Annotated in this window: 20 protein-coding genes and 1 tRNA gene; 5 read left to right on the top strand and 16 right to left on the bottom strand. The window is 63.8% G+C overall.

What is annotated here, in order from left to right:
• Nucleotides 1-167: 167 nt before the first annotated feature.
• Complete coding sequence (gene gltX / locus F3I16_RS18795; protein ID WP_160495060.1) at nt 168-1,649, bottom strand: glutamate--tRNA ligase; 1,482 nt, start codon at nt 1,647-1,649, stop codon at nt 168-170.
• Nucleotides 1,650-1,690: 41 nt separating this feature from the next.
• A complete protein-coding gene (locus F3I16_RS18790; protein ID WP_160495059.1) occupies nt 1,691-2,611 on the bottom strand; it encodes a LysR family transcriptional regulator in 921 nt (306 codons plus the stop codon).
• Between the two features lie 106 nt (nt 2,612-2,717).
• Between F3I16_RS18790 and F3I16_RS18785 the strand changes: the two genes are divergently transcribed.
• The 3 genes from F3I16_RS18785 (at nt 2,718) to F3I16_RS18775 (ending at nt 6,307) form a co-directional block, all read left to right on the top strand.
• Complete coding sequence (locus F3I16_RS18785) at nt 2,718-3,767, top strand: HlyD family secretion protein (protein ID WP_160495058.1); 1,050 nt, start codon at nt 2,718-2,720, stop codon at nt 3,765-3,767.
• 49 nt (nt 3,768-3,816) lie between these two features.
• Entirely contained in the window at nt 3,817-5,307 is a 1,491-nt protein-coding gene (locus F3I16_RS18780) for an MDR family MFS transporter (protein ID WP_160495067.1), read from the top strand.
• A gap of 70 nt (nt 5,308-5,377) precedes the next feature.
• Entirely contained in the window at nt 5,378-6,307 is a 930-nt protein-coding gene (locus tag F3I16_RS18775; protein WP_372239657.1) for an EamA family transporter, read from the top strand.
• A gap of 42 nt (nt 6,308-6,349) precedes the next feature.
• Here F3I16_RS18775 and uvrB read toward each other — a convergent pair whose 3' ends face one another.
• On the bottom strand, nt 6,350-8,365 hold the full coding sequence (gene uvrB / locus F3I16_RS18770) for an excinuclease ABC subunit UvrB (RefSeq protein WP_160495057.1): 2,016 nt from the start codon (nt 8,363-8,365) through the stop codon (nt 6,350-6,352).
• Nucleotides 8,366-8,554: 189 nt separating this feature from the next.
• Here uvrB and F3I16_RS18765 point away from each other — a divergent pair, with 189 nt between their 5' ends.
• Both F3I16_RS18765 and F3I16_RS18760 read left to right on the top strand, forming a co-directional pair.
• Complete coding sequence (locus F3I16_RS18765; protein ID WP_160495056.1) at nt 8,555-9,751, top strand: amino acid aminotransferase; 1,197 nt, start codon at nt 8,555-8,557, stop codon at nt 9,749-9,751.
• A 67-nt stretch (nt 9,752-9,818) separates the two neighbouring features.
• Nucleotides 9,819-9,894 (top strand) — tRNA-Asn (locus F3I16_RS18760).
• Nucleotides 9,895-10,052: 158 nt separating this feature from the next.
• Here the strand turns inward: F3I16_RS18760 and F3I16_RS18755 are convergent.
• From F3I16_RS18755 to gyrA, 13 genes are all read right to left on the bottom strand, one after another.
• Complete coding sequence (locus tag F3I16_RS18755; protein WP_160495055.1) at nt 10,053-10,385, bottom strand: ComEA family DNA-binding protein; 333 nt, start codon at nt 10,383-10,385, stop codon at nt 10,053-10,055.
• A 90-nt stretch (nt 10,386-10,475) separates the two neighbouring features.
• The gene (locus tag F3I16_RS18750; protein ID WP_160495054.1) at nt 10,476-12,476 is read right to left on the bottom strand and encodes a nucleoside-diphosphate sugar epimerase/dehydratase; all 2,001 of its coding nucleotides are present in this window, start codon (nt 12,474-12,476) and stop codon (nt 10,476-10,478) included.
• A 47-nt stretch (nt 12,477-12,523) separates the two neighbouring features.
• Nucleotides 12,524-13,531: a glycosyltransferase family 4 protein gene (locus tag F3I16_RS18745; RefSeq protein ID WP_160495053.1), complete on the bottom strand. Its 1,008-nt coding sequence runs from the start codon at nt 13,529-13,531 to the stop codon at nt 12,524-12,526.
• Nucleotides 13,528-14,493, bottom strand: coding sequence for an SDR family oxidoreductase (locus F3I16_RS18740; RefSeq protein ID WP_160495052.1), 966 nt, complete (start codon nt 14,491-14,493; stop codon nt 13,528-13,530). Before F3I16_RS18740 ends, F3I16_RS18745 begins: the two co-directional genes overlap by 4 nt.
• A 153-nt stretch (nt 14,494-14,646) precedes the next feature.
• Nucleotides 14,647-14,934, bottom strand: coding sequence for a lipopolysaccharide assembly protein LapA domain-containing protein (locus F3I16_RS18735; protein WP_256670231.1), 288 nt, complete (start codon nt 14,932-14,934; stop codon nt 14,647-14,649).
• Between the two features lie 21 nt (nt 14,935-14,955).
• Entirely contained in the window at nt 14,956-15,240 is a 285-nt protein-coding gene (ihfB, locus tag F3I16_RS18730) for an integration host factor subunit beta (RefSeq protein ID WP_137971639.1), read from the bottom strand.
• Nucleotides 15,241-15,507: 267 nt separating this feature from the next.
• A complete protein-coding gene (rpsA, locus tag F3I16_RS18725) occupies nt 15,508-17,193 on the bottom strand; it encodes a 30S ribosomal protein S1 (RefSeq protein ID WP_160081459.1) in 1,686 nt (561 codons plus the stop codon).
• A 142-nt stretch (nt 17,194-17,335) separates the two neighbouring features.
• Nucleotides 17,336-18,025, bottom strand: coding sequence for a (d)CMP kinase (gene cmk, locus F3I16_RS18720; protein ID WP_160495051.1), 690 nt, complete (start codon nt 18,023-18,025; stop codon nt 17,336-17,338).
• The gene (locus F3I16_RS18715; RefSeq protein ID WP_160495050.1) at nt 18,022-20,253 is read right to left on the bottom strand and encodes a bifunctional prephenate dehydrogenase/3-phosphoshikimate 1-carboxyvinyltransferase; all 2,232 of its coding nucleotides are present in this window, start codon (nt 20,251-20,253) and stop codon (nt 18,022-18,024) included. The genes cmk and F3I16_RS18715 overlap by 4 nt, the downstream gene beginning before the upstream one ends.
• A 4-nt stretch (nt 20,254-20,257) precedes the next feature.
• On the bottom strand, nt 20,258-21,370 hold the full coding sequence (gene hisC / locus F3I16_RS18710; RefSeq protein WP_160495049.1) for a histidinol-phosphate transaminase: 1,113 nt from the start codon (nt 21,368-21,370) through the stop codon (nt 20,258-20,260).
• A 9-nt stretch (nt 21,371-21,379) separates the two neighbouring features.
• Nucleotides 21,380-22,477 carry a prephenate dehydratase gene (gene pheA / locus F3I16_RS18705; RefSeq protein WP_160081467.1) on the bottom strand — a complete coding sequence of 366 codons (1,098 nt, stop codon included), beginning with the start codon at nt 22,475-22,477 and terminating at the stop codon, nt 21,380-21,382.
• Complete coding sequence (gene serC, locus F3I16_RS18700) at nt 22,477-23,562, bottom strand: 3-phosphoserine/phosphohydroxythreonine transaminase (RefSeq protein ID WP_160495048.1); 1,086 nt, start codon at nt 23,560-23,562, stop codon at nt 22,477-22,479. The genes pheA and serC overlap by 1 nt, the downstream gene beginning before the upstream one ends.
• Nucleotides 23,563-23,569: 7 nt before the next feature.
• Nucleotides 23,570-26,365 carry a DNA gyrase subunit A gene (gyrA, locus tag F3I16_RS18695; protein ID WP_160495047.1) on the bottom strand — a complete coding sequence of 932 codons (2,796 nt, stop codon included), beginning with the start codon at nt 26,363-26,365 and terminating at the stop codon, nt 23,570-23,572.
• Nucleotides 26,366-26,395: the final 30 nt, after the last annotated feature.

The following is a 26,395-nucleotide window of genomic DNA, read 5'->3' as shown; positions in this document are numbered from 1 at the left end:
ACCGTCGACCTCTTGCATGCCATGCAAGCGCTCTCCCAGCTGAGCTATAGCCCCGTCGCGTTGGACGGGGCGCATATTAGGGGCGAGGGCATAGGCTGTCAACACTATTTTTCATTAGACCCTAATCTTTTTTGCCGAAAGAACAACCACTTACCCTCACCCACCGCTCAGCGGAAAGATTCCAGCAGCTTCTTCCACTCCTTGCTCTCGCCGTTGCTGACGCCGCCCAGCAGCTCGATGGCCTGGCGCAGACGGAAGCGCGACAGGTCGGCGCCGAGGATTTCCATGGCGTCCAGCACCGACACCGAACTGGCCTTGCCGGTGATGGCCGGGAAGATCAGCGGCATCAGGTCGCGCAGCTTGAGGCCGAGGCCCGCGCAGACGAACTGGATGCTCTCGGTGATCTTCTCCTTGTCCCACTGGCGCAGCGCTTCCAGCTCCCACAGCAGCAGCTGCAGGGCCTGGCGCACCTGATCCGGTGCGAGTTTCTTGTGCGCCAACAGCCCAGCGTCGAGCTGCACGCCGCCGCTGAAGAAGAAGCTGGCCAGCGGCGCGATGTCGCTGAAGGTTTCGACCCGCTGCTGCACATGGGGGGCGATCTGCATCAGGTACTGGGAATTGAACGCCCAGGCCTGCACACGCTTGGCGAAATCCTCCACCGGCAGCTCGCGCAGCCACTGGCCGTTGAGCCAGGACAGCTTCTCCACGTCGAAGATCGGCCCGCCGAGCGATACCCGCGACAGGTCGAAGTGTTCGATCATCTCATTGAGTGAGAACTTCTCGCGCTCGTCCGGCATCGACCAGCCCATGCGCCCCAGGTAGTTGAGCAGCGCCTCGGGCATGAAGCCCATGCGCTCGTAGAAGGTGATGCAGGTGGGGTTCTTGCGCTTGGACAGCTTGCTCTTGTCCGGATTGCGCAGCAGCGGCATGTAGCACAGCTTGGGCTGCTCCCAGCCGAAGTACTCGTACAGCTTGATCAGCTTGGGCGCCGACGGCAGCCACTCCTCGCCGCGCAGGACGTGACTGATCTCCATCAGGTGGTCGTCGACCACGTTGGCCAGGAAGTAGGTGGGCAGGCCGTCGGCCTTCATCAGCACCTGCATGTCCATGCGGTCCCACGGAATCTCCACGTCGCCACGCAGCATGTCCGGCACCACGCAGACGCCTTCGCTCGGCACCTTCATGCGCACCACATGCGATTCGCCGGCAGCGATGCGCTGCTGCGCCACGTCCGCGGCGAGGTGCATGCAGTGACCGTCGTAGCGCGGGGTTTCCTTCTTCGCCATCTGCTCGGCGCGGACCTGATCCAGGCGTTCGGCGGAGCAGAAGCAGGGGAAGGCATGGCCCTTCTCGACCAGCTCGTCCGAGTATTTCTTGTAGATCGCGCCACGCTCGCTCTGCCGGTACGGGCCGTGCGGGCCGCCGACGTCCGGGCCTTCGTTCCACTCGATGCCCAGCCAGCGCAGGGCGTCGAAGATCTGCTGCTCGGACTCGCGAGTCGAACGCAGCTGATCGGTGTCCTCGATGCGCAGGATGAACTCGCCGCCGTGCTGGCGGGCGAAGCACAGGTTGAACAGGGCGATGTAGGCGGTACCGACGTGCGGATCACCGGTGGGCGACGGCGCAATGCGAGTGCGGACTTTGGTCATGACGATTCTCGGAACAATGAAGCGAAACGGATGGAAACAGCTCAGGGGCGCGATGTTAACAGGCCGGCCGCCGCGGGCTCCAGCAGACCGGCATGGTGAGCCGGCAGGCTGGCCATGAGGAAGTCGAGGAAGGCCTTAACCTTCATCGCCTGGAACCGCCGGGAAGGATAGATCGCATACAACTCGCCAACCGGCAGCTGGGCATCGGGCAGCAGGGCAATCAGGCGACCGCTCTGCACCGCCTCCTCGGTGATCATCAGCGGCAGCCCGGCAATCCCGGCCCCCGCCAGGGCCGCCTCGCGGGCCAGGGTGATGTTGTTGCACGACAGCACGCGCTGGCAGGCCACCTGCTCGCCGAGCAGCGGCCAATAGCGTGGCGAGTCCTGCGGCAACAGGATGGCGCGGTGCCCGCTCAACCCCGCGATGCTCTGCGGAATACCGTGCAGGGCCAGGTAATCCGGACTGGCGCACAGACGCCGGCCGCTCTCGAACAGCTTGCGCGCGATCAGGGTGGAGTCGTGCGGCTGGCCGACCTGGATGGCGATATCCACCCCCTCCTCCACCGGGTCGACATCGCGCGAGGTCAGCTCCACCTCGGCACAGATCTGCGGGTACTGGCGCATGAACCGCCCGAGCACACCGCCGAGGAACAATTGGCCGAACTCGATCGGCGCGGTGATGCGCAACAACCCGGAAGGCTCCTGCTGCAACTGCATCACCGCCTGCTCGGCCTCGGCGAAGTCGAGCATGATCTGCCGGCAACGCTCGTAGTAGGCCTGACCCACTTCGGTCAGGCGCAGCTTGCGCGTTGTGCGGTTGAGCAGGCGCACGCCGAGGCGCTCCTCGAGCAGGGCGATGCGCCGGCTGACCGTGGACTTCTGCATGCCCAGGCTCTGCGCCGCCTGGGTGAAACTGTGGCACTCCACCACGCGGGTGAAGATCAAGGCATCATCGAGGCCCATTATTGTTCCCTATAAGCAACAAAGCATGCCGATTCTAGCGACTATAACACTGGGAGCAACACTGTTAGATTTGCTTACACTTACGCCAGCCGTTTGAGCCCCTGCCATGCCCGCAAAACTGCAACGCCGCCTGTCCGTGTTCCTCGCCCTCGTCGCCCTGATCGCCCTGGCCCTGCTCGGCCACTGGCTGCTGATCGGGCGCTTCCACGAGAGCACCGACAACGCCTATGTGCAGGGCGAGATCACCCGCATCTCCAGCCAGCTCGGCGCGCGCATCGAGCAGGTACTGGTGCAGGACAACCAGCACGTGGAACAGGGCCAGCTGCTGGCCACCCTGGAAAGCGCCGACTTCCAGCTGGCCCTCGACCGCGCCCGCGCCACCCTGGCCACCCGCGAGGCCGAACTGGCCCAGGCGCAAAGCCGCCTGACCCAGCAGGCCAGCCTGATCGCCGCCAGCCGCGCCGATGTCGGCGCCAGCCAGGCCACCCTGAGCCGCACGCAGATCGACCTGTCCCGCGCCCAGACCCTGCGCAAGCCCGGTTATGTGTCCGAGGAGCGGGTCACCACCCTGGCCGCCGACAGCCGCGTGGCGCGCTCCCAGGTCGCCAAGGCCGAGGCGGATCTGAGCGCCCAGCGCCAGCAGGTCGACGCCCTGAGCGCCGAGATCAAGCGCCTCGACGCGCAGATCGCCAACGCCCGCGCCGACATTGCCCAGGCCGAGCTGAACCTGGCCCGCACGCAGATCCACGCCCCGCTCAGCGGCATCGTCGGCCAGCGCTCGGCGCGCAGCGGCCAGGTGGTGCAGGCCGGTGCCTACCTGCTGTCGATCGTGCCGAACGACGACATCTGGGTGCAGGCCAACTTCAAAGAAACCCAGATCGGCCGCATGCAGCCCGGGCAGACCGCCGAGCTGACCTTCGACGCCTACCCCGACACACCGATCGAGGCCCGCATCGACAGCCTGTTCGCCGCCTCCGGCGCGCAGTTCAGCCTGCTGCCGCCGGACAACGCCACCGGCAACTTCACCAAGGTGGTGCAGCGCATCCCGGTGAAGCTGACCTTCGCCGCGGACAACCCGCTCAAGGGCAAGATCCGTCCGGGCATGTCGGTCGAGGTCAAGGTCGACATCCGCGGCGACCAACGTCATGGCGGCTGATGAACTGATCCGCCCCGTCGGCGAACCCAGCCGGCGCGACTGGATCGCGGTGATGAGCGCCATGCTCGGCGCCTTCATGGCGGTGCTGGATATCCAGATCACCAACTCCTCGCTGAAGGACATCCAGGGCGCGCTGTCTGCCACCCTGGAGGAAGGCTCGTGGATTTCCACCTCCTACCTGGTCGCGGAAATCATCATGATCCCGCTCACCGCCTGGCTGGTGCAGCTGCTCTCGGCGCGGCGCCTGGCGGTGTGGGTGTCGCTGGGTTTTCTCGCCTCGTCCCTGCTCTGCTCGATGGCCTGGAACCTGGAGAGCATGATCGTGTTTCGCACCCTGCAGGGCTTCACCGGCGGCGCGCTGATTCCGCTGGCCTTCACCCTGACCCTGATCAAGCTGCCGGAACACCACCGCGCCAAGGGCATGGCGCTGTTCGCCATCACCGCCACCTTCGCCCCCTCCATCGGCCCCACCCTGGGCGGCTGGCTGACGGAGAACTGGGGCTGGGAATACATCTTCTACATCAACGTGCCGCCGGGCCTGCTGATGATCGCCGGGCTGATGTACGGCCTGGAACGCAAAGCCCCGGACTGGCAGCTGCTGAAAAGCACCGACTACGGCGGCATCCTCACCCTGGGCCTGGGCCTGGGCTGCCTGCAGGTGTTTCTCGAGGAGGGCCACCGCAAGGACTGGCTGGAGTCCAGCCTGATCGTCGGCCTCGGCTCGATCGCGCTGATCAGCCTGTGCCTGTTCGTCATCCTGCAGTTCTCCCGCGACAACCCGCTGATCAACCTGCGCATCCTGCGCGAGCGCAACTTCGGCCTGACCAGCATCGCCAGCCTGGGCATGGGCCTGGGCCTGTACGGCTCGATCTACCTGCTGCCGCTGTACCTGGCGCAGATCCAGAACTACAGCGCCCTGCAGATCGGCGAAGTGATCATGTGGATGGGCCTGCCGCAGCTGCTGATCATCCCGCTGGTGCCGCTGCTGATGAAGGTGGTTCCGCCCAAGCTGCTGTGCGCCCTGGGTTTCGGCCTGTTCGGCTTCTCCAGCTTCGCCTCCGGGGTGCTCAACCCGGACTTCGCCGGCGAACAGTTCAACCATATCCAGATCATCCGCGCCCTCGGCCAGCCGATGATCATGGTCACCGTCTCGCTGATCGCCACCGCCTATATCCAGACCCAGGACGCCGGCTCGGCCTCCAGCCTGTTCAACATCCTGCGCAACCTCGGCGGCGCCATCGGCATCGCCCTGCTCGCCACCCTGCTCGACAGCCGCAGCAAGGCCTACTTCGACTACCTGCGCGAGGCCCTGGTACCGAGCAACCCGCAGGTCAGCGAGCGCCTCGCCCTGCTCACCGAGACGCTCGGCAGCGAGCAGGCGGCGCTGGGCAAACTGAGCGAAATCGCCCACCAGCAGGCCAGCATCATGGCCTACAATGACGCCTTCCATTTCGTCGGCCTGGCGCTCGGCATCAGCATGATCGCCGTGCTCCTGACCCGCGTACTGCCACCGGGCACCACCGGCGGCGCAGCCCACTGACGCCCCGCCTACGATCCGGCTCGCACGCAGCCGATCGTGGCGAGGTTCCAGCCCGCACGCGCCACCACCTGTGGCGCGTCGTCGTTCAAGGTTTCGCAATGCCCGCTTCCGCCACGCCCACCCGCCCCCCCTGCTGCTGATCGCGGCCTTCCTGGTCATCTATGTCGGCTGGGGCACCACCTACCTGGCCAACCACTTCCTCCTGCGCGAGCTGCCGCCCTTCGTCATCGGCACCCTGCGCTTTCTCTGCGCCGGCGTGCTGGCCCTGCTCTGGGCCCTGGGGCGTGGCGACACGCAGATGCAGGCGGGCAACTGGGGCAGCGCCCTGATTGGCGGCCTGCTGCTGATCGCCTTCGGCCAGGGTGCGCTGATCTACGCCAACCAGCACCTGCCCACCGGCCTGCTGGCGATGCTCTACACCAGCCTGCCGCTGTGGAGCGTGGCCCTGGAGTGGCTGCTTGGCGAGCGCCCGCCGTTCTGGGTGCTGCTGGGGCTGGCCCTGGCCAGCGGCGGCATCGTGCTGCTGATGGGCAATGGCCTGGGCGCCGAGAGCGGCGCGCTGCAATGGTTTTCCGGCGGCCTGACGCTGCTCGCCACCCTGCTCTGGGCCATCGGCGCCTGGTGGATGCGTCAGCGTCCGCCGTTTCGCTCCAGCTGGCTGGGGCTGAGCCTGCAGATGCTGATCGGCGCAGCGATGCTCGCCGGCCTGGCTCTGGTCGAGGGCGACTGGCAGGCGCTGCACCTCGGCGGCCTGTCACGGGATGGCTGGCTGTGGCTGGCCTATCTGGTGCTGCCGGTCAGCCTGGGCGTGTACCCGGCGTATTTCTGGCTGCTGCGCGAGGTGCGGCCGAGCCTGGTGTCGACCTTCGCCTTCGTCAACCCGGTGGTCGCCCTGCTGCTCGGCTACCTGATCCTCGGCGAACAGCTCAGCCTCAGCGCCGGCCTGGCCTGCCTGGCGACCCTGACCGGGGTGTCGCTGATCATTCTGGGGCGGCGCTGATCTCTCCGCCCCGCTTATCCTGAAACCCGGATTGCGCCCGGGCTACACCTGCAACAAGCGCTCGCGCAGCTTGTGGATTTCGTCGCGCAGCTGCGCCGCGGCCTCAAACTCCAGGTCGCGGGCCAGCTGGTACATCTTTTCTTCCAGCTGGCGGATGCGCTTGCCGATCTCGCTCGGCGAACGCAGTTCGGCCTCATAGCGCGCGCTTTCCTCGGCCGCCTTGGCCATGCCCTTGCGCTTGTTGCTGCGCGAGCCGGGCACCACAGCGCCTTCGAGGATATCCTGGATGTCCTTCTTCACGCCCCGTGGCACGATGCCGTTGGCTTCGTTGAAGGCGATCTGCTTGTTGCGCCGCCGTTCGGTCTCGCCGATGGCACGCTCCATGGAGCCAGTCATGCGGTCGGCATACAGGATCGCCCGGCCATTGAGGTTGCGCGCGGCGCGGCCGATGGTCTGGATCAGCGAGCGCTCGGAGCGCAGGAAGCCTTCCTTGTCCGCATCGAGAATCGCCACCAGCGACACCTCGGGCATGTCCAGGCCTTCGCGCAGCAGGTTGATCCCCACCAGCACGTCGAAGGCGCCGGTACGCAGGTCGCGGATGATCTCCACCCGCTCCACCGTGTCGATGTCCGAGTGCAGGTAGCGCACCTTGACCCCGTGGTCGGCCAGGTAGTCGGTGAGGTCTTCGGCCATGCGCTTGGTCAGGGTGGTGACCAGCACGCGCTCCTCGACCGCCACGCGCTTGGTGATTTCCGAGAGCAGGTCGTCGACCTGGGTGCGCGCCGGGCGCACCTCGATCTGCGGGTCGACCAGGCCAGTCGGGCGCACCACCTGTTCGACCACCCGCCCGGCATGCTCGGCCTCGTAGGGTCCGGGCGTGGCGGAGACGAAAATGGTCTGCGGACTAGCCGCCTCCCACTCCTCGAAACGCATGGGCCGGTTGTCCAGTGCCGAGGGCAGGCGGAAGCCGTACTCGACCAGGGTTTCCTTGCGCGAACGGTCGCCCTTGTACATGGCGCCGACCTGCGGCACCGACACGTGGGACTCGTCGATCACCAGCAGCGCCTGGTCCGGCAGGTAGTCGTACAGGGTCGGCGGCGGCTCGCCCGGGCCGCGCCCGGACAGGTAGCGCGAGTAGTTTTCGATGCCGTTGCAGTAGCCCAGCTCGAGGATCATCTCCAGGTCGAAGCGGGTGCGCTGCTCCAGGCGCTGCGCCTCGACCAGCTTGTTGTTGGCGCGCAGGTAGTCCAGGCGCTCCTTAAGCTCAACCTTGATCTTCTCCACCGCCTCCAGCAGCACCTCGCGCGGGGTGACGTAGTGGCTCTTGGGGTAGAAGGTGAAGCGCGGCAGCTTGCGGATCACCTCACCGGTCAGCGGGTCGAAGGCCGAGATGCTTTCCACCTCGTCGTCGAACAGCTCGATGCGGATCGCCTCCAGGTCGGATTCGGCCGGGAAGATGTCGATCACATCGCCGCGCACACGGAAGGTGGCACGAGCGAAGTCCATGTCGTTGCGGGTGTACTGCAGGTCGGCCAAGCGGCGCAGCAGCGCGCGCTGATCCAGCTTGTCGCCACGGTCGACGTGCAACACCATCTTCAGGTAGCTCTCGGGGCTACCCAGGCCGTAGATGCACGACACGGTGGTGACGATGATCGCATCCGGGCGTTCGAGCAGGGCCTTGGTCGCCGACAGACGCATCTGCTCGATATGGTCGTTGATCGAGGCATCCTTCTCGATAAAGGTATCGGAGGAAGGGACATAGGCCTCGGGCTGGTAGTAGTCGTAATAGGAGACGAAATACTCCACCGCGTTGTTCGGGAAGAAGCTCTTGAACTCCCCATACAACTGCGCGGCCAGGGTCTTGTTCGGCGCCAGCACCAGGGTCGGCCGCTGGATCTGGGCGATCACGTTGGCGATGCTGAAGGTCTTGCCCGAGCCGGTCACGCCGAGCAGGGTCTGGTGCGACAGACCGGCCTGCAGCCCCTCGACCAGCTGACGGATAGCCTCCGGCTGGTCGCCGGCCGGCTTGAAGCGGGTGACGAGCTGAAATTCCGACATCGACGAACCTCGGCAGACAACTGTGACGCGGCGCGATTGCGGGCGTCATAGCTAACGCAACAAAGCATGCGAGCGATATCGCCCCATGCAACCTTGGCCGCTATAATACCGGCCCGTCCAGGCAACCCCTAGCCTCAGTCGTCGCAGGGTTTTGCCGCTCCCCTACCTTCCTCTCCGAGCTGCCGCATCATGAGTCTGTTCTCTGCCGTCGAAATGGCACCGCGCGACCCGATTCTGGGCCTGAATGAAGCCTTCAACGCCGATCCCCGCGCCACCAAGGTCAACCTTGGCGTGGGCGTCTACTTCACCGAGGAAGGACGGATTCCGCTCCTGCGCGCCGTCGCCGAGGCCGAGAAGGCCCGCATCGAGGCCCATGCACCGCGCGGCTACCTGCCGATCGAAGGCATCGCCGCCTATGACAGCGCCGTGCAGAAACTGCTGTTCGGTGTCGACTCCGCTCTGCTGGCCGAAGGCCGCGTGGTCACCACCCAGGCCGTCGGCGGTACCGGCGCACTGAAGACCGGCGCCGACTTCCTCAAGCGCCTGCTGCCGAATGCCGTGGTCGCCATCAGCGACCCGAGCTGGGAAAACCACCGCGCACTGTTCGAGTCCGCCGGCTTCCCGGTGCAGAACTACCGCTACTACGACGCCGCGACCCATGGCGTGAACCGCGCCGGCCTGCTGGAAGACCTGCAGAACCTGCCGGCCCGCTCGGTCGTCGTGCTGCACGCCTGCTGCCACAACCCGACCGGCGTCGACCTGTCGCTGGACGACTGGAAAGCCGTGCTGGAAGTGCTGCGCGAGCGCGAGCACGTGCCCTTCCTCGACATCGCCTACCAGGGCTTCGGTGACGGCATCGAGCAGGACGCCTTCGCCGTGCGCCTGTTCGCCGAGTCCGGCCTGCCGTTCTTCGTCTCCAGCTCCTTCTCCAAGTCCTTCTCGCTGTACGGCGAGCGTGTCGGTGCGCTGTCCATCGTCACCGCCTCCAAGGAAGAAGCCGGCCGCGTACTGTCGCAAGCCAAGCGCGTGATCCGCACCAACTACTCCAACCCGCCGACCCACGGCGCCACCGTGGTCGCCAGCGTGCTCAACAGCCCCGAGTTGCGCGCACTGTGGGAAGAGGAACTGGGCGAGATGCGCCAGCGCATCCGCGACATGCGACTGGCCATGGTCGAGCAACTGGCCACCCTCGGCGCCAAGCGCGACTTCAGCTTCGTCGCCCGCCAGCGCGGCATGTTCTCCTACTCCGGCCTGACTGCCGAGCAGGTCGAACGCCTGAAGAACGAGTTCGCCATCTACGCGGTCGGCACCGGCCGCATCTGCGTCGCCGCACTCAACCGCAGCAACCTGGACGCCGTGACCAAGGCCATCGTCCAGGTTCTCTGAAAAAACTCGGGAAGTCCCCACAGGGTGTTGACTTCCCCTTTTTAATCAGTAGGATACGCACCGCAGTTCCGCGATAGCTCAGTCGGTAGAGCAAATGACTGTTAATCATTGGGTCCCTGGTTCGAGTCCAGGTCGCGGAGCCAAATTCAAAAGCCCCAGGTGAAAACCTGGGGCTTTTTTCATTGCCCGCGATAATTGCCCATCACCCCGCAAAGCAGCTTCAGCCCCTGGCAGACAACCGAAGCGCGGCCACAAAAAAGCCGGTCAACGACCGGCTTTTACCACCCAGCGACCCGCCGCGTCAGTTCACACTCAACCTGTCGCGATTCTTCTCCAGAGTGGCCGCACCAATGCCTTTGACTTCCAGCAACTCGTCAACCGAGGTGAACGGGCCATTGGCAGTGCGGTGATCGACAATAGCCTGAGCCTTGACCTTGCCAATACCCACCAAGCCACTTTCCAGGGCAGGCACATCGGCGGTATTCAGATTGACACGCGCCACCCCGGCAGCAACCGCAGACTGACTTGCATCGACGGACGAAGGTTGGCTTGTGACCGGCTCCGCCGCGAAGACAGCAGCAGACAGAGTGGCAAGGCAGGAAAAGACCAGGGCAGACAGATTTTTCTTGAGCATTGCAAAGTTCCTTTTGCTATTGATGGGCGTGGCGTACCCCTGCCACACTTTCAAGCTAGTTGCTGCAACGGCCCTGTCAAACCGGCAAGCTCAGTGTTCTGTGCGGCGCTGCACATGAATCCAATCGACAATCTCACCTTCTGGGCAGTAACCGCTAACAGTCTCACGCAGTAGCTGGCGAACCCGGTCGTAATCGTCTCGCTCCAGCGCTTGAAGCAACGCCTCGAGCACTGCCTTCATGGCATCCCAGGGCAAGCTTTCTTCGGCGGCACGCATAATCATCGGGTGACAGGTCGGATTGACGTTATCGCCGATCAGCAGCTCTTCATACAGCTTCTCGCCGGGCCTCAACCCGGTGAACTCGATACGGATGTCGCCCTGCGAGTTATCCTCGGCATCCACGCTGAGTCCGGACAAATGAATCATCTTCTCGGCCAGATCGAGAATCTTCACCGGCTGCCCCATATCCAGGACAAACACCTCGCCCCCCTGCGCCATTGCTCCAGCCTGGATCACCAACTGGGCGGCCTCCGGAATGGTCATGAAATAGCGGGTCATGGCTGGATGCGTCACTGTAACCGGCCCACCACGCTTGATCTGCTCACGGAACAGCGGAATGACCGAACCGGAAGATCCCAGCACATTGCCAAAGCGCACCATGCTGAAGCGGGTCTTGTTGACCCGATGCAAGTTCGCCCGATCAGCAAACAAAATCGGTGCGGACTCCCTACTCAAGGCCTGCAAGAGCATTTCTGCCAGGCGCTTGGTGCTACCCATTACGTTGGTCGGGCGCACGGCCTTGTCGGTGGAAATCAGCACGAAGTGCTCGACACCGGCCTTCAGCGCTGCCTGCGCCGCATGCAAGGTCCCCAGCACGTTGTTGAGCACGCCCTCGGCAATATTGTGTTCGACCATAGGCACATGCTTATAGGCCGCTGCGTGGTAGACCGTATTGACCCCCCAGGACAGCATCACGTCCTGCAGGCGCTCGGCAGCCCGCACAGTCCCCAGGATCGGCACGAGCCTGACGGGCAGGGATTCGCGGCGCCCCCTAGCCTCCAGCTCGGCATGAATGCTGTACAGGTTGAACTCGCCGTGATCGAAAAGGATCAGGGTCTTCGGTGAGCAGCCAAGGATCTGCCGGCACAACTCTGCCCCTATCGAACCGCCAGCACCGGTCACCAATACCACCCGCCCACGAATGCACAGCTCGAACAGCGCCATCTGTGGCGGCACTGCATCACGGCCGAGCAAATCCGCAATATCGACCTCCTGGATATCTTCGACCTTAACCCGACCGCTGGCCAAGTCCAGGATGTCCGGTACCGAGCGGATATGCAGGGGAAAGGCTTCCAGGTAGTGCAGGATTTCTCGGCGCCGAGTCCGCGTTGCCGACGGAATCGCGAGCAGGATCTCCTGGGCACCGCTCTCGCTAATCATCTGCTCGATATATTTGGGTTTGTAGACCTTCAACCCCGAGATGACCCGGAAGGAAATGCTTGGATCATCGTCGATGAAAGCCACCGGGCGCATGGCGCGCCCAGAACGCAGGGCCGCTGCCAGCTGGTTGCCAGCGGTCCCCGCCCCGTAGATGGCCACCTTTGGCAACCCATCATCACGCCCCATCAGGCTCATGGCGTGACGCACGTTGAACCAGTCACCCATGAAGTATTGGCGCATGAACAGACGCAACCCGCCCGCCATCACCAGACTGAGCCACCAGTAGTTGAACACCAGCGAACGCGGCACTACCGCCCGGACATCGTGATGCCAGTACACCAGCAGCGCCAGGAACAAGGCAGCGACGGTAACCGAACGAAAGATGGTGAGCAGAGCATCATTGCCCAGATAGCGCAGAACGGCTCTATACATTCCCAGGCGAATGTATACGGGAATAGCCAACAGGGGGGCCGCCACAAACAACCACAAATGATCACCGAACGGATTGACCAACCGATCCGAGCCCAAGCGAACCCAGAAGGCCAGCCACAGCGCCAGCCAGGTAATAGCCACATCCGCGGCAACCTGGACGAGACGCTTGTAGCGACGCGGCCAGCGCAATAACCAGGTGCGCAAAGTCAGAGGATCCATGTTTATTCTCGTTATTATTCTCTAACGCGATCAACCGCCACAGCGTTTCAACCGTCCACGCCCGCCCTGAAGTACAGCGCCAGCCAGATCAGCGGCAGGTAAGCCAGGAAAACCCCTGCCAGCCCTTCGCCCCCTTGCGCAACCCAGCAGGCAATAGGCAATAGCCAGAATATATTGATCGCTGCGACAGCCAAAGTCACGGGCAGGTGTCGCCCATAGTGACGGGCAGCATGTTGATAGGCATGGCTGCGATGCGCCTCATAGATCCTCTCACCCCGAGCAAGACGCCGCCCCAGCGTCAACGTCGCATCGACGATGAATACCCCTAGCAGGATCAGCCATACCCACAGCAGGCCCGGATCGATCAGGGCTGCCTGCAGGGACAGCATGCCGATGATCAGTCCCAGGTAACCACTGCCGGCATCGCCCATGAATATCCGCGCTGGAGGGAAGTTCCAGACCAGGAAACCACCGGCGGCCAGAGCCAGTGCTACCGGCAGCAGCAGCGCGTCCCACAAACCCAGCCAGGCATACAGCAGCGCGGCGCCCAGCCCAACCGTGAGCGCCTCGATGCCGGCAAGGCCGTCTATGCCATCCATGAAGTTGTAGAGATTGAGTAGCCAGACCAGATAGAGCACGGCCAGGGCAAAACCGATCCAACCGAGATCGACGGCAACCCCCAACACCAGCAGATCAGGCGCCCCCCCCAGGAACACCAGCGCCCAGATGGCCGCGACGAAATGTGCCAGCAGGCGCCAAAGCGCCCCCAGGGAGAGGTGATCATCGACAAAGCCCGCCAAGGCAACCAGCCACCCCGCCCCCACCAATGCCCACAGGTGCACCATGGACAATGCGCCCATCCAGCTAGCCCAGGGCAGCGCCAAGGAGAAGGCCAGCACTATGGCCAAACCACCGCCACGCGGTGTCGGTTGCGTATGGGAGCTGCGTGAATTGGGAATATCCAGCACATTGCGCAACAGCGCATAGCGACGCAGCCCCCACGTTATCAGCAGCGCCCCAAGAAATACCGCAGGTAATGGCCACAGCGCCATCATGCCGACTGGCGCTCGAGAAAATAGTCAACCGCCTGCTGCAACGCTATGGCACTGGAAACCGGAGGGCACCAGCCAAGACGCTGATAAGTCTTTGCCATGTCGACCCGTAGCGAACCACACAGACGCTGCCCCATATCCTGACGCCCCAGCATCGTCGCCAGCGAACGCAACAGCCAAGCCGGAACAGGCAACAGGCGCGCGGGCCGACGCAAGGCCGAAGCGACACGACGCAACAGCTCGGAGCTGGAAAGATCCTCGCCATCACTGACCAGGAAAACCTGGTTGGCCGCAGCAGGATGGGCCAGACAACACTCGATCAGATCAACCAGATTCGGCAAAGCCACCAAGCTGCGACTGTTATCAATGGCACCCAACGGCAAAGGCCAGCCCTTACTCAGCCAGGTCATCATGCTGAGAAAATTGGCGCCGACACCCGGCCCATAGACCAGCGGCGGTCGCACGATGACGACTTCCAGCCCCGTCTCCGAAGCCAGTTGCAGCAACCCCTGCTCGGCCTCGAACTTGGAGATGGCGTAGGGATCGACGGGAGCCGGTCGGTCATCGGCACGAAAGCTGGAACCCGCCACGGTTTCCTCACCATTGACCTTGACCGTACTGATGAAAACAAAGCGCTTCACTCCCGCCTGCACCGCCGCCTGCGCCAGGCCCAGCGTTCCCTGCACATTGACCTGGCGGAACGCCTGCAGCGGATCGCTATTGCGCTCCGCCAGCACATGCACCCGGGCTGCACAATGCACGATCACTGCAGTGCCCCGCAAAACTGCAGCATCAAGGCCACCCTGCGCCAGATCCCCCAGTTCGAGCATCTCGACAGCAGGACCTGCGGAACATTTCCCGGCGCAGCGAAGGCCTGCCACGATCTGCAACGCAGGATTCAAGCACAGATGCTCGACCAGAGCGCGCCCGACAAAACCTCCTGCACCGGTGACCAGAACACGCATTCGCCTACAGCCCCTACCTGCACCCAGTAAGAAAAATCGGAATAGACGGCGGATCACCCCAAAACCGCCAATTCAAGGGAAGCACACGCCACCGTAGGTCTGGCTAAGAAAGACCTAGGCACGCAACTACATTGTCGCGAAGAATTCGCTCGACTATTCCTTGGTCTCGGCCTGCTGTCGCCGCAACAGCTGCAGATCGCGCTGCTGGCGAGCTATGCGCAGGCGCAGACGGCCCAGCAGCCAGAGATTGAGCAGCAGGGAAAACAGCACACCGAGGATGAAAGCGGCGGACATCAGCACCGCGACGGGAAACTCAGGGGTCAACCAGCCGAGGAACACCAGATGGCTTTGCTGGCGATTTTCCAGCACGAATACCAGCACGGCCAGCGCCACCAGCAACAGCCCGCCCAGCAGCAGCCAACGCTTCAAGTGGCTCAGCATGCCAGCCCCCGCGAGACGAATTCATTCATCTTCGTTGACCCGGTCACGCAGCTCCTTCCCCGGCTTGAAGTGCGGGACGAATTTTCCGTCCAGACGCACCGACTCCCCGGTCTTCGGGTTGCGACCGACACGTGGCGCCCGATAGTGCAGGGAAAAGCTGCCAAAACCGCGGATCTCAATGCGATCCCCAGTGGCCAGAGCCTGCGACATTTGTTCCAACATGGTCTTGATCGCCAGCTCAACATCCTTTGAGGACAGCAACCCCTGATGGGTGACAATGCGCTCGATCAACTCCGACTTGGTCATGGTTTTCCCTTCTTTTTCAAGCGGCTAGATCACTAGATAGGAAGGTTTTAGCATGCTGGTCAGCTTTTGAACAGCCTATAAAACAAGGTGTTAGCGCAAAATCGCAGGAGTCGGGCAAATAGTTCGCCTTGCACCGATTGCCCCCATGGGCTTGCCGCGCAGCAGTGTCACAAGCCACCCATGGCCGGACACCAAGCCGCTTCCCAGAAAAACCGACAGGCACAAAAAAGGGCGACCGAAGTCGCCCTTTTTCTGATCAACCTGAACTTAGTTCTGGTTCATCTGCGCGCGGATCAGATCACCAATGGTGGTCGGACCGGTGCTTTCAACTTCTTGCTTGGTACGCAGCTCTTTCATCGCGTCCTTTTCGTCTTCGACGTCTTTGGACTTGATGGACAGGCTGATTACGCGGCTCTTGCGGTCGATGCTGATGATCTTGGCTTCGACTTCATCGCCTTCCTTCAGTACATTGCGCGCGTCTTCAACGCGGTCACGGCTGATTTCGGAGGCTTTCAGGGTCGCTTCGATATCGTTGCCCAGATCGATGATGGCGCCTTTGGCGTCAACTTCTTTCACGGTGCCACGAACGATGGTGCCCTTCTCGTTGAGCGAGGCGTAGTTGGAGAACGGATCGTCTTCCAGCTGCTTGATGCCCAGGGAGATGCGCTCGCGCTCCGGATCAACGGAGAGGATGACAGTTTCCAGCTCGTCGCCCTTCTTGAAACGACGTACGGCTTCTTCGCCCACTTCGTTCCAGGAGATGTCGGACAGGTGAACCAGGCCGTCGATGCCGCCGTCCAGACCAATGAAGATACCGAAATCGGTGATCGACTTGATGGTGCCGGAGATCTTGTCGCCCTTGTTGAACTGGCCAGAGAAGTCTTCCCATGGGTTCGACTTGCACTGCTTGATGCCCAGGGAGATACGACGACGCTCTTCGTCGATGTCGAGAACCTGAACTTCCACTTCGTCGCCGACGTTAACGACTTTGGACGGGTGGATGTTCTTGTTGGTCCAATCCATCTCGGACACGTGCACCAGGCCTTCAACGCCTTCTTCCAGCTCAGCGAAGCAGCCGTAGTCGGTCAGGTTGGTGACCTTGGCGGTAACACGGGTACCTTCCGGGTAACGCGCCTTGATGGCAACCCATGGGTCTTCGCCCAGTTGCTTCAGGCCCAGGGAGACGCGGTTGCGCTCGCGGTCGTACTTGAGGATCTTGACGTCGATCTCGTCGCCAACGTTGACGATCTCGGACGGGTGCTTGATACGCTTCCAGGCCATGTCGGTGATGTGCAGCAGACCATCGACACCGCCCAGGTCAACGAACGCACCGTAGTCGGTGAGGTTCTTGACGATACCTTTGACCTGCTGGCCTTCCTGCAGGGATTCCAGCAGAGCTTCGCGCTCGGCACTGTTTTCCGCTTCCAGGACGCTGCGACGGGAAACGACAACGTTGTTGCGCTTCTGGTCCAGCTTGATGACCTTGAACTCGAGCTCTTTGCCTTCCAGGTGAGTGGTATCACGCACCGGACGAACATCGACCAGGGAGCCCGGCAGGAACGCACGGATGCCGTTAACGTCGACAGTGAAGCCGCCCTTAACCTTACCGTTGATAACGCCCTTGACCACTTCTTCAGCGGCGAAAGCTGCTTCCAGAACGATCCAGCACTCAGCACGCTTGGCTTTTTCGCGGGACAGCTTGGTTTCACCAAAGCCATCTTCAACCGCGTCCAGCGCCACGTGAACTTCATCACCAACGTTGATGGCCAGTTCGCCAGCATCGTTGTAGAACTGTTCAAGCGGGATCAGGCCTTCGGACTTCAGACCAGCGTGGACGGTTACCCAGCCAGCTTGATAGTCGATGTCGACGATGATCGCGGTGATGATCGCGCCAGCCTGAAGATTAAGAGTCTTTAGGCTTTCTTCAAAAAGTTCTGCAAAGCTTTCGCTCATGTTGATTCCTGTTGATCAAGGGCAGGGAATCTGCCCAAACCACACTCCAGACAATGTGGGTTCGTGATGTAAAAAGAGGCCTGCAGGACGTTGACTGGTCTCCTGCACGCCTCCTTGTCGACCGCGTGAGTGCGGTCTTTTACTACCCGGCGAGATCGCGATTGGCGACCTCGCTGAGAATTCTTTCCAGTACCTGCTCGATGGACAGCTCGGTGGAATCCAGCTGAATGGCATCGGTTGCCGGCTTCAGTGGCGCCACTGCGCGCTGCATGTCACGCTCATCACGTGCAATAATCTCGTCTAGTAGACTCGGCAGGCTAACACCTTCCACTTTGCCTTTCAACTGCAGATAGCGACGACGGGCGCGCTCCTCGGCACTCGCGGTGAGGAAGATCTTCAGCGGCGCCTCGGGGAACACCACCGTGCCCATGTCGCGACCATCCGCCACCAGGCCCGGCGCTTCGCGGAAGGCGCGCTGGCGCTGCAGCAGCGCATCACGCACCGCCGGCAAGGCGGCGACCTGGGAAGCACCTGCGCCGACCTGCTCGTTGCGGATATCGTCGGTCACTTCCTCGCCTTCGAGGATGATGCGCTGGCCGTGACCGCCACTGGCGGCGATGAACTGCACGTCCAGGTGAGCCGCCAAAGTCTTCAGCGCCTCTTCATTGGTCAGGTCGATGCCATGATTGCGCGCGGCGAAGGCCAGCAGGCGGTACAGGGCACCGGAGTCCAGCAGGTTCCAGCCCAGCTGGCGCGCCAGCAGGCCGGCTACCGTGCCCTTGCCCGAGCCGCTCGGCCCATCGATGGTGATCACCGTCGCCAAGCCAGTCATGCCTTGCCCTCTTCCGCCACGCGGATACCGGCCTGGGCCGCCAGGCCAAGGAAGTTGGGGAACGAGGTGGCCACGTTGGCACAGTCATGGATGCGGATCGGTGCGCTGGCGCGCAGCGAGGCCACACTGAAGGACATGGCGATGCGGTGGTCGCCGTGGCTCCACACCTCGCCGCCACCGATCGGGCCGCCTTCGATGATGATGCCGTCCGGGGTCGGCTCGGCCTTCACGCCCAGGGCGAGCAGGCCGTCGGCCATCACCTGGATACGATCGGACTCCTTGACCCGCAGCTCCTCGGCGCCACGCAGCACGGTGCGCCCTTCGGCGCAGGCCGCGGCGATGAACAGCACCGGGAATTCGTCGATGGCCAGCGGCACCAGGTCTTCGGGAATGTCGATGCCTTTCAGCTTGGCGGCGCGTACGCGCAGATCCGCCACCGGCTCGCCACCCACCTCGCGCTGGTTCTCCAGGCTGATATCGGCCCCCATCAGCTTGAGGATATCGATCACCCCGGTACGGGTAGGGTTGATGCCGACATGCTCCAGTACCAGCTCGGAGCCCTCGGCGATGCTCGCCGCCACCAGAAAGAAAGCCGCCGAGGAAATATCCGCCGGGACTTCGATGTGGGTGGCGCTGAGCTTGTGCCCGGACTCGATGCGAGCCACGCTGCCGTCGACCGCCACCGGGTAGCCGAAGCCACGCAGCATGCGCTCGGTATGGTCGCGGGTCGGCGCTGGCTCGGTCACCGCGGTTTCACCGGCGGCATACAGGCCGGCCAGGAGCAGGCAGGACTTGACCTGGGCGCTGGCCATCGGCATTTCGTAATGCATGCCGGTCAGGCGCTGGCCACCCTTGATGGTCAGCGGCGGACGGCCTTCCGGAGCGGTCTCGATGATCGCCCCCATTTCGCGCAGCGGCTTGGCCACCCGGCTCATCGGCCGCTTGGACAGCGAGGCATCGCCGGTCAGGGTGGTGTCGAACGGCTGCCCGGCGAGCAGACCGGACAGCAGGCGCATGGACGTACCCGAGTTGCCGACATAGAGCGGGCCGGGCGGCGGCTTGAGGCCATTGAGGCCGACCCCGTGAATGGTCACCCGGCCGTGGTGCGGGCCTTCGATGACCACTCCCATGTCGCGGAACGCCTGCAGGGTGGCCAGCGCATCCTCGCCTTCGAGGAAGCCCTCCACCTCGGTGGTGCCTTCAGCCAGCGAGCCGAGCATGATCGAGCGGTGGGAAATCGACTTGTCGCCCGGCACGCGGATGCGGCCGGACAGGGAGCCACCAGGATTGGCGAGGAAAATCAGGTCGTTCGAATGCATGGCGTCCACATAGGCCCGACGGGCCAGGATTTTACTGAAATGCTCGCGGGCAACCCGGGCGCGGGTGAACACGCCCAGCAGTTGATGCCCGTCCCCTGCGTCAACCGCGTCGCGCAAGGCGTCGAGGTCGTCGCGAAATGCATCGAGGGTGCGCAGCACCGCCTCGCGGTTGGCGAGGAAGATGTCGTGCCACATCACCGGATCGCTGCCGGCAATCCGCGTGAAGTCGCGGAAACCGCCGGCGGCGTAACGGAAAATCTCTAGGTTCTCGCTGCGCTTGGCCAGCGAGTCGACCAGAGTGAAGGCCAGCAGATGCGGCAAATGGCTGGTGGCGGCCAGCACCTGGTCGTGGTGTTCGACCTGCATGTGCTCGACATCCGCCCCCAGCTCGCGCCACAGCCCGTCGACCAGCGCCAGGGCGGCGGCATCGGTCGACTCCTGCGGCGTCAGGATCACCTTGTGGCGACGAAACAACCGGGAATTGGCAGCTTCCACCCCACTCTGCTCGGAGCCGGCGATCGGATGGCCCGGCACGAAGCGCGGATGGTCGCCCGCGAAGGCCAGGCGCGCCGCGCGCACCACGTTGCCCTTGGCGCTACCGACATCGGTCAACACCGCCTCGCCCAGCTCGAAGGTGGCCAACTGCGCCAACAGCTTCTCCATGGCCAGGATAGGCACCGCCAGCTGAATCACCGCAGCCCCCTGACAGGCGGCCGCCAGGTCGGTTTCGCAGCGATCGACCACGCCCAGCTCCACCGCCAGGCGGCGCGACTCGACATCCAGATCGACGCCGACCACCTCAGTGAACAAGCCTTTCTCGCGCATGCCCTTGGCAAACGAGCCGCCGATCAGGCCCAGGCCGACCACCACCAGGCGACCGAGCTTGGCAGGCACAGATGGCACCGGCATGACATCAGCCACGCGCGAGCACCTGACCCAGCACGTCGAGGAAGCGGGCGTTTTCCGCCTGGGTGCCGATGGACACGCGCAGGAAGGTCGGCATGCCGTAACCGGCCACCGGACGCACGATCACCCCGGCCTGCAGCAGTGCCTGATTGATCGGTGCCGCATCGCGAGCGAAATCCACGGCGATGAAGTTGCCCTTGCTGGGAATCCACTGCAGGCCCAGCGCGGCCAGGCCGGCTTCCAGCTGAGCCATGCCGGCGTCGTTGACCCGACGGCTCTCGGCCAGATAGTCGGCATCGTCCAGCGCGGCGCAGGCGGCGCTCAGGGCCAGACTGTTGACGTTGAACGGCTGGCGCACGCGGTTCAGCACATCGGCCACCTGCGGCGAAGACAGCGCATAGCCGACGCGCAGCGAGGCCAGGCCATAGGCTTTGGAGAAGGTGCGCGAGACGATCAGGCTGGGATAGCGCGCCAGGTAGTCGAGGCCATCCGGCAGCTCATCGCCCTCGGCGTACTCGATATAGGCTTCGTCCAGCACCACCAGCACATCCTGCGGCACACGGGCGAGGAAGCGCTCCAGCGCGTGGGGACCGAACCAGGTGCCGGTCGGGTTGTTCGGGTTGGCGATGAACACCACGCGGGTATCGGCATCGATGGCGGCCAGCATGGCCTCCAGGTCATGACCATGTGCCTTGGCCGGCACCGCCTTGCCCCGGGCGCCGACCGCCTGGGTGGCGATCGGGTAGACGGCGAAGGCGTATTGGCTGAACACCGCATTCAGCCCCGGCGCCAGCCAGGCCCGAGCAACCAAGTCGAGGATGTCGTTGGAGCCATTGCCCAGGGTCACCTGCGCCGCGCTCACGCCGCAACGCGCCGCCAGCCTGGTCTTCAGCTCGAAGCCGTTGCCGTCCGGGTAGCGGGTCAGCTCAGGCAGTGCCGCGCGAATGGCTTCCAGCGCCTTGGGCGAAGGGCCCAGCGGGTTCTCGTTGCTGGCCAGCTTGACGATGCCGGCCGGGTCGAGATTCAGCTCGCGGGCCAGTTCATCGACCGGCTTGCCCGGCACGTAGGGCGAGAGCTTCTGCACGCCCGGCACGGCACGGGCGAGGAAATCGCAACTCATGGAGGCTCCTTAGAGGACCGCTTTCGGGTAGGAACCCAGCACCTTGAGGGCCACGGCTTCCTGATTGATCTTTTCCAGCACGTCCTTGATCAGCGGGTCCTGATGATGGCCGACGAAGTCGATGAAGAACACGTAGGTCCACTTGCCGCTGCGCGACGGGCGGGTCTCGATGCGGGTCAGGTCGATGCCGTTGGTGTGGAACGGCACCAGCAGTTCGTGCAGCGCGCCCGGCTTGTTGCTCATCGACACGATGATCGAGGTCTTGTCGTCGCCGGTCGGCGGCACTTCCTGATTACCGATGATGAGGAAGCGCGTGGAGTTGTCCGGGCGATCCTCGATCTTCTCGAACAGCTTGCTCAGACCATACAGGCTCGCCGCCATATCGCCGGCGATGGCCGCCGAGTTCCACTCGCTCTTCACCCGTTTGGCCGCTTCGGCGTTGCTGGAAACCGCCACGCGCTCGACATTCGGGTAGTGCGCGTCCAGCCACTTGCGGCACTGGGCCAGGGACTGGGCATGGGAGTAGATGCGGGTGATCTTGTCGGTCTTGGTGGTGTCGCCGACCAGCAGGTGATGGTGGATGCGCAGCTCCACCTCGCCACAGATGACCATGTCGTGCTCGAGGAAGCTGTCGAGGGTGTGGTTGACCGCACCCTCGGTGGAGTTTTCCACCGGCACCACGCCGAAGTTGACCGCACCGGCGGCCACTTCGCGAAATACCTCGTCGATCGCCGCCATCGGCTGGCTGATCACCGCATGACCGAAGTGCTTGAGCGTCGCAGCCTGGGAGAAGGTGCCTTCCGGACCGAGGTAGGCGATCTTCAGCGGCTGCTCGAGGGCCAGGCAGGAGGACATGATCTCGCGGAACAGCCGCGCCACTTCCTCGTTGTCCAGCGGCCCCTTGTTCAGCTCCATGATGTGTTTGAGCACCCAGGCCTCGCGCTCGGGGCGATAGAACACCGGCTTCTCGCCTTCCGCCAGGGTGGCCATCTTCACCCGCGCCACTTCCTGGGCGCAGCGCGCGCGATCGCTAATCAGCTCGAGGATCTTCTCGTCCAGGCTGTCGATGCGAACGCGCAGCGCCTTGAGCTGATCGACGTCACTCATCAGGCGTGCTCCTTCTCGAACTCCGCCATGTAGGCCACCAGGGCCTCCACCGCATCCAGGCCGGTGGCGTTATAGATGGAGGCACGCATGCCGCCCACCGAACGGTGGCCCTTGAGGTTGAGCAGGTCGCGCGCCTCGGCGCCGGCCAGGAAGGCCTTGTCCAGCTTCTCGTCGGCCAGGCGGAACGGCACGTTCATCCAGGAACGGGCGTTCCTGGCGATCGGGTTACTGTAGAAGTCGCTGGCGTCGATGGCCTTGTACAGCAGGTCCTTCTTGGCCTTGTTGCGCTGCTCCATGGCGGCCACGCCGCCCTGCTCCTTGAGCCACTCGAAGACCAGGCCGGAGAGGTACCAGGAATAGGTCGCCGGGGTGTTGTACATCGAGCCGTTGTCGGCCGCGACCTTGTAGTTGAGCATGGTCGGGCAGATGCTGCGGGCGCGACCGAGCAGGTCCTCGCGGACGATGGTCACCACCAGGCCGCTGGGGCCGATGTTCTTCTGCGCGCCGGCGTAGATCAGGCCGAACTTGGACACGTCGATCTCGCGGGAGAGGATGTCCGAGGACATGTCCACCACCAGCGGGGTATCACCGACTTCCGGCACCCAGTCGAACTGCAGGCCACCGATGGTCTCGTTGCTGGCGTAGTGCAGGTAGGCGGCGTCCTTCGACAGCTGCCACTCGTTCTGCCCGGGAATGGCGAAGTAGTCGTAGGCCTTGGCGCTGGCGGCGACGTTGACGTTGCCGTAGCGGCTGGCTTCCTCGATGGCCTTCTTCGACCAGATGCCGGTGTCGATGTAATCGGCGACGCCATCTTCCGGCAGCAGGTTCAGCGCGATCTCGGCGAACTGCTGGCTGGCACCACCCTGGAGGAACAGCACCTTGTAGTCCGACGGGATGGTCAGCAGGTCGCGCAGGTCCTGCTCGGCCTTCTCGGCGATGGCCACGTATTCGTCGCTGCGGTGGCTCATTTCCATCACGGAAAGGCCCTTGCCCTGCCAGTCGAGCATCTCGGCCTGGGCGCGCTCGAGTACCGCGGTGGGAAGCGCCGCCGGACCGGCGCAGAAGTTATGGGCTCGCTTGCTCACGTCAATCTCACTCTTCGTCGCTTGGGGCATCTACCGAGGCGTCATCGCCCTGATCCGCCGCTTCCACTGGTTCGACAGCGGCGCCTTCGGCAGCCACTTCGCCGTTCAGTTCTTCACCGTCGTTCTCGTCGTCATCCCCGCCGGACGGCTCCTGCACCCGCTCCAGGCCGACCAGGGTCTCGTCGGCGGCCAGCTTGATCAGGATCACGCCCTGGGTGTTGCGACCCAGGCAGCGCAGTTCGTCGACGCGGGTACGCACCAGGGTGCCCTGGTCGGAAATCATCATGATCTCCTCGCCGTTCTGCACCTGGATGGCACCGATGAGGTTGCCGTTGCGCTCGTTGATCACCATGGCGATCACGCCCTGGCCACCACGACCGCGACGCGGGAACTCAGCCATCTCGGTGCGCTTGCCGTAACCACGGGCGGACGCGGTGAGAATCTGCGCGCCGGCTTCCGGAATCAGCATGGAGATGATGCGCTGGCCTTCCGGCAGGCGCATGCCACGCACGCCGCGGGCGGTACGACCCATGGTGCGCACCTTGCTTTCCTTGAAGCGGATGACCTTGCCGCCATCGGAGAACATCATCACTTCACGCGCGCCGTCGGTAACGGCGGCAGCGATCAGGGTGTCGCCCTCTTCCAGACGCAGGGCGATCAGGCCGGAGCTGCGCGGCTTGCTGAACTGCACCAGCGGGGTCTTCTTCACGGTACCAAAGGCGGTCGCCATGAACACATAGGTACCGGTCGGCTCGTCGGCGCTGTCGTCATCGGCGTCTTCGTCGTCGCCGACTTCTTCGATGACTTCTTCCTGCTCGACCAGCACGCCTTCGATCACGTCGTCACCGTCTTCACCTTCCGGCGCTTGCTGGCGTACGGCTTCCAGGTCGACCTGGAGCATCGCGGTGATGCGCTCGCCCTCGTCCAGCGGCAGCAGGTTGACCAGCGGACGGCCACGCGCGGTGCGCGAGGCTTCCGGGATCTCGAAGGTGCGCAGCCAGTAGACCTTGCCCTTGCTGGAGAACAGCAGCAGGGTGGCGTGGCTGTTGGCAACCAGCAGGTGTTCGATGTAGTCCTCGTCCTTCACCCCGGTGGCCGACTTGCCCTTGCCGCCGCGACGCTGGGCCTGGTAGGCGGCCAACGGCTGAGACTTGGCGTAGCCGCCGTGGGAGATGGTCACCACGCGCTCTTCTTCGGTGATCAGGTCGGCGATGGTCAGGTCGGTCTGCGAGGCCATGATCTCGGTACGACGGGCGTCGCCGAACTCGGCCTTGACCTTCTCCAGCTCCTCGCGGATCACTTCCATCAGGCGCGTGGCGCTGGTCAGGATGCGGATCAGCTCGCCGATCTGGGTGAGGATCTCCTGGTACTCGGCCAGCAGCTTCTCGTGCTCCAGGCCGGTCAGGCGGTGCAGGCGCAGCTCGAGGATGGCCTGGGCCTGCTCGGGCGACAGGTAGTACTTGCCTTCGCGCAGGCCGTATTGCGGATCGAGATCGTCCGGACGGCAGGAGTCGGCGCCGGCGCGCTCGACCATGGCTTCCACGGCACTGGATTCCCAGGCGGCGGCGATCAGGCGTTCCTTGGCGTCGGCCGGGGTCGGCGAGGTCTTGATCAGCTCGATCACCGGGTCGATGTTGGACAGGGCAACGGCCTGACCTTCAAGGATGTGGCCACGCTCACGGGCCTTGCGCAGCTCGTAGACGGTACGGCGGGTCACCACTTCGCGGCGGTGACGGATGAACACCTCGAGCATGTCCTTGAGGTTCATCGTGCGCGGCTGGCCATCGACCAGAGCCACCACGTTGATGCCGAACACGCTCTGCATCTGGGTCTGGGCGTAGAGGTTGTTGAGGATCACCTCCGGCACTTCACCGCGACGCAGCTCGATGACCACGCGCATGCCGTCCTTGTCGGACTCATCGCGCAGTTCGGTGATGCCTTCGAGCTTCTTCTCCTTGACCAGCTCGGCGATCTTCTCGATCAGCCGCGCCTTGTTCAGCTGGTACGGCAGCTCGGTGACGACGATCTGCTGGCGGCCACCGACCTTGTCGATGTCCTCGATCTCGGCACGGGCGCGCATGTAGATGCGACCACGGCCGGTGCGGTAGGCCTCGATGATGCCGGCGCGACCGTTGATGATGCCCGCGGTGGGGAAGTCCGGGCCGGGGATGTACTGCATCAGCTCGTCGACGGTCAGCTCGCCGTTGTCCATCAGCGCCAGGCAACCGTCGATCACTTCGGAGAGGTTGTGCGGCGGGATGTTGGTCGCCATGCCCACGGCGATACCGCTGGAACCGTTGACCAGCAGGTTGGGGATCTTGGTCGGCATGACCGCCGGGATCTGCTCGGTGCCGTCGTAGTTGGGCACCCAGTCGACGGTTTCCTTGTCCAGGTCCGCCAGCAGTTCATGGGCCAGCTTGGCCATGCGCACTTCGGTGTAACGCATGGCCGCGGCGTTGTCGCCGTCCACCGAACCGAAGTTGCCCTGACCGTCGACCAGCATGTAGCGCAGCGAGAACGGCTGGGCCATACGCACGATGGTGTCGTACACCGCCGTGTCGCCGTGCGGGTGGTACTTACCGATGACGTCACCGACCACACGGGCAGATTTCTTGTACGCCTTGTTCCAGTCGTTACCCAGCTCGCTCATGGCGAACAGCACGCGACGGTGCACGGGCTTCAGACCGTCGCGCGCATCCGGCAGGGCGCGGCCGACGATCACGCTCATCGCGTAGTCGAGATAGGACTGTTTCAGCTCGTCTTCGATATTGACCGGGAGGATTTCTTTGGCCAGTTCGCCCATGAGAAGCCTGGTTCCTTTTTCTGGTGAAAC

The organism is Pseudomonas sp. L-22-4S-12 (assembly GCF_009799935.1).
Taxonomy (GTDB): domain Bacteria; phylum Pseudomonadota; class Gammaproteobacteria; order Pseudomonadales; family Pseudomonadaceae; genus Aquipseudomonas.
This window is presented reverse-complemented; position numbering and strand designations above follow the sequence as displayed.

Excerpts from the sequence above, each read along its gene's own strand:
- gltX (WP_160495060.1), bottom strand. The coding sequence starts at position 1,649 with ATGACCAAAGTCCGCACTCGCATTGCGCCGTCGCCCACCGGTGATCCG.
- F3I16_RS18790 (WP_160495059.1), bottom strand. The coding sequence starts at position 2,611 with ATGGGCCTCGATGATGCCTTGATCTTCACCCGCGTGGTGGAGTGCCAC.
- F3I16_RS18785 (WP_160495058.1), top strand. The coding sequence starts at position 2,718 with ATGCCCGCAAAACTGCAACGCCGCCTGTCCGTGTTCCTCGCCCTCGTC.
- uvrB (WP_160495057.1), bottom strand. The coding sequence starts at position 8,365 with ATGTCGGAATTTCAGCTCGTCACCCGCTTCAAGCCGGCCGGCGACCAG.
- F3I16_RS18765 (WP_160495056.1), top strand. The coding sequence starts at position 8,555 with ATGAGTCTGTTCTCTGCCGTCGAAATGGCACCGCGCGACCCGATTCTG.
- F3I16_RS18755 (WP_160495055.1), bottom strand. The coding sequence starts at position 10,385 with ATGCTCAAGAAAAATCTGTCTGCCCTGGTCTTTTCCTGCCTTGCCACT.
- F3I16_RS18750 (WP_160495054.1), bottom strand. The coding sequence starts at position 12,476 with ATGGATCCTCTGACTTTGCGCACCTGGTTATTGCGCTGGCCGCGTCGC.
- F3I16_RS18745 (WP_160495053.1), bottom strand. The coding sequence starts at position 13,531 with ATGATGGCGCTGTGGCCATTACCTGCGGTATTTCTTGGGGCGCTGCTG.
- F3I16_RS18740 (WP_160495052.1), bottom strand. The coding sequence starts at position 14,493 with ATGCGTGTTCTGGTCACCGGTGCAGGAGGTTTTGTCGGGCGCGCTCTG.
- F3I16_RS18735 (WP_256670231.1), bottom strand. The coding sequence starts at position 14,934 with ATGCTGAGCCACTTGAAGCGTTGGCTGCTGCTGGGCGGGCTGTTGCTG.
- ihfB (WP_137971639.1), bottom strand. The coding sequence starts at position 15,240 with ATGACCAAGTCGGAGTTGATCGAGCGCATTGTCACCCATCAGGGGTTG.
- rpsA (WP_160081459.1), bottom strand. The coding sequence starts at position 17,193 with ATGAGCGAAAGCTTTGCAGAACTTTTTGAAGAAAGCCTAAAGACTCTT.
- cmk (WP_160495051.1), bottom strand. The coding sequence starts at position 18,025 with ATGACTGGCTTGGCGACGGTGATCACCATCGATGGGCCGAGCGGCTCG.
- F3I16_RS18715 (WP_160495050.1), bottom strand. The coding sequence starts at position 20,253 with ATGCCGGTGCCATCTGTGCCTGCCAAGCTCGGTCGCCTGGTGGTGGTC.
- hisC (WP_160495049.1), bottom strand. The coding sequence starts at position 21,370 with ATGAGTTGCGATTTCCTCGCCCGTGCCGTGCCGGGCGTGCAGAAGCTC.
- pheA (WP_160081467.1), bottom strand. The coding sequence starts at position 22,477 with ATGAGTGACGTCGATCAGCTCAAGGCGCTGCGCGTTCGCATCGACAGC.
- gyrA (WP_160495047.1), bottom strand. The coding sequence starts at position 26,365 with ATGGGCGAACTGGCCAAAGAAATCCTCCCGGTCAATATCGAAGACGAG.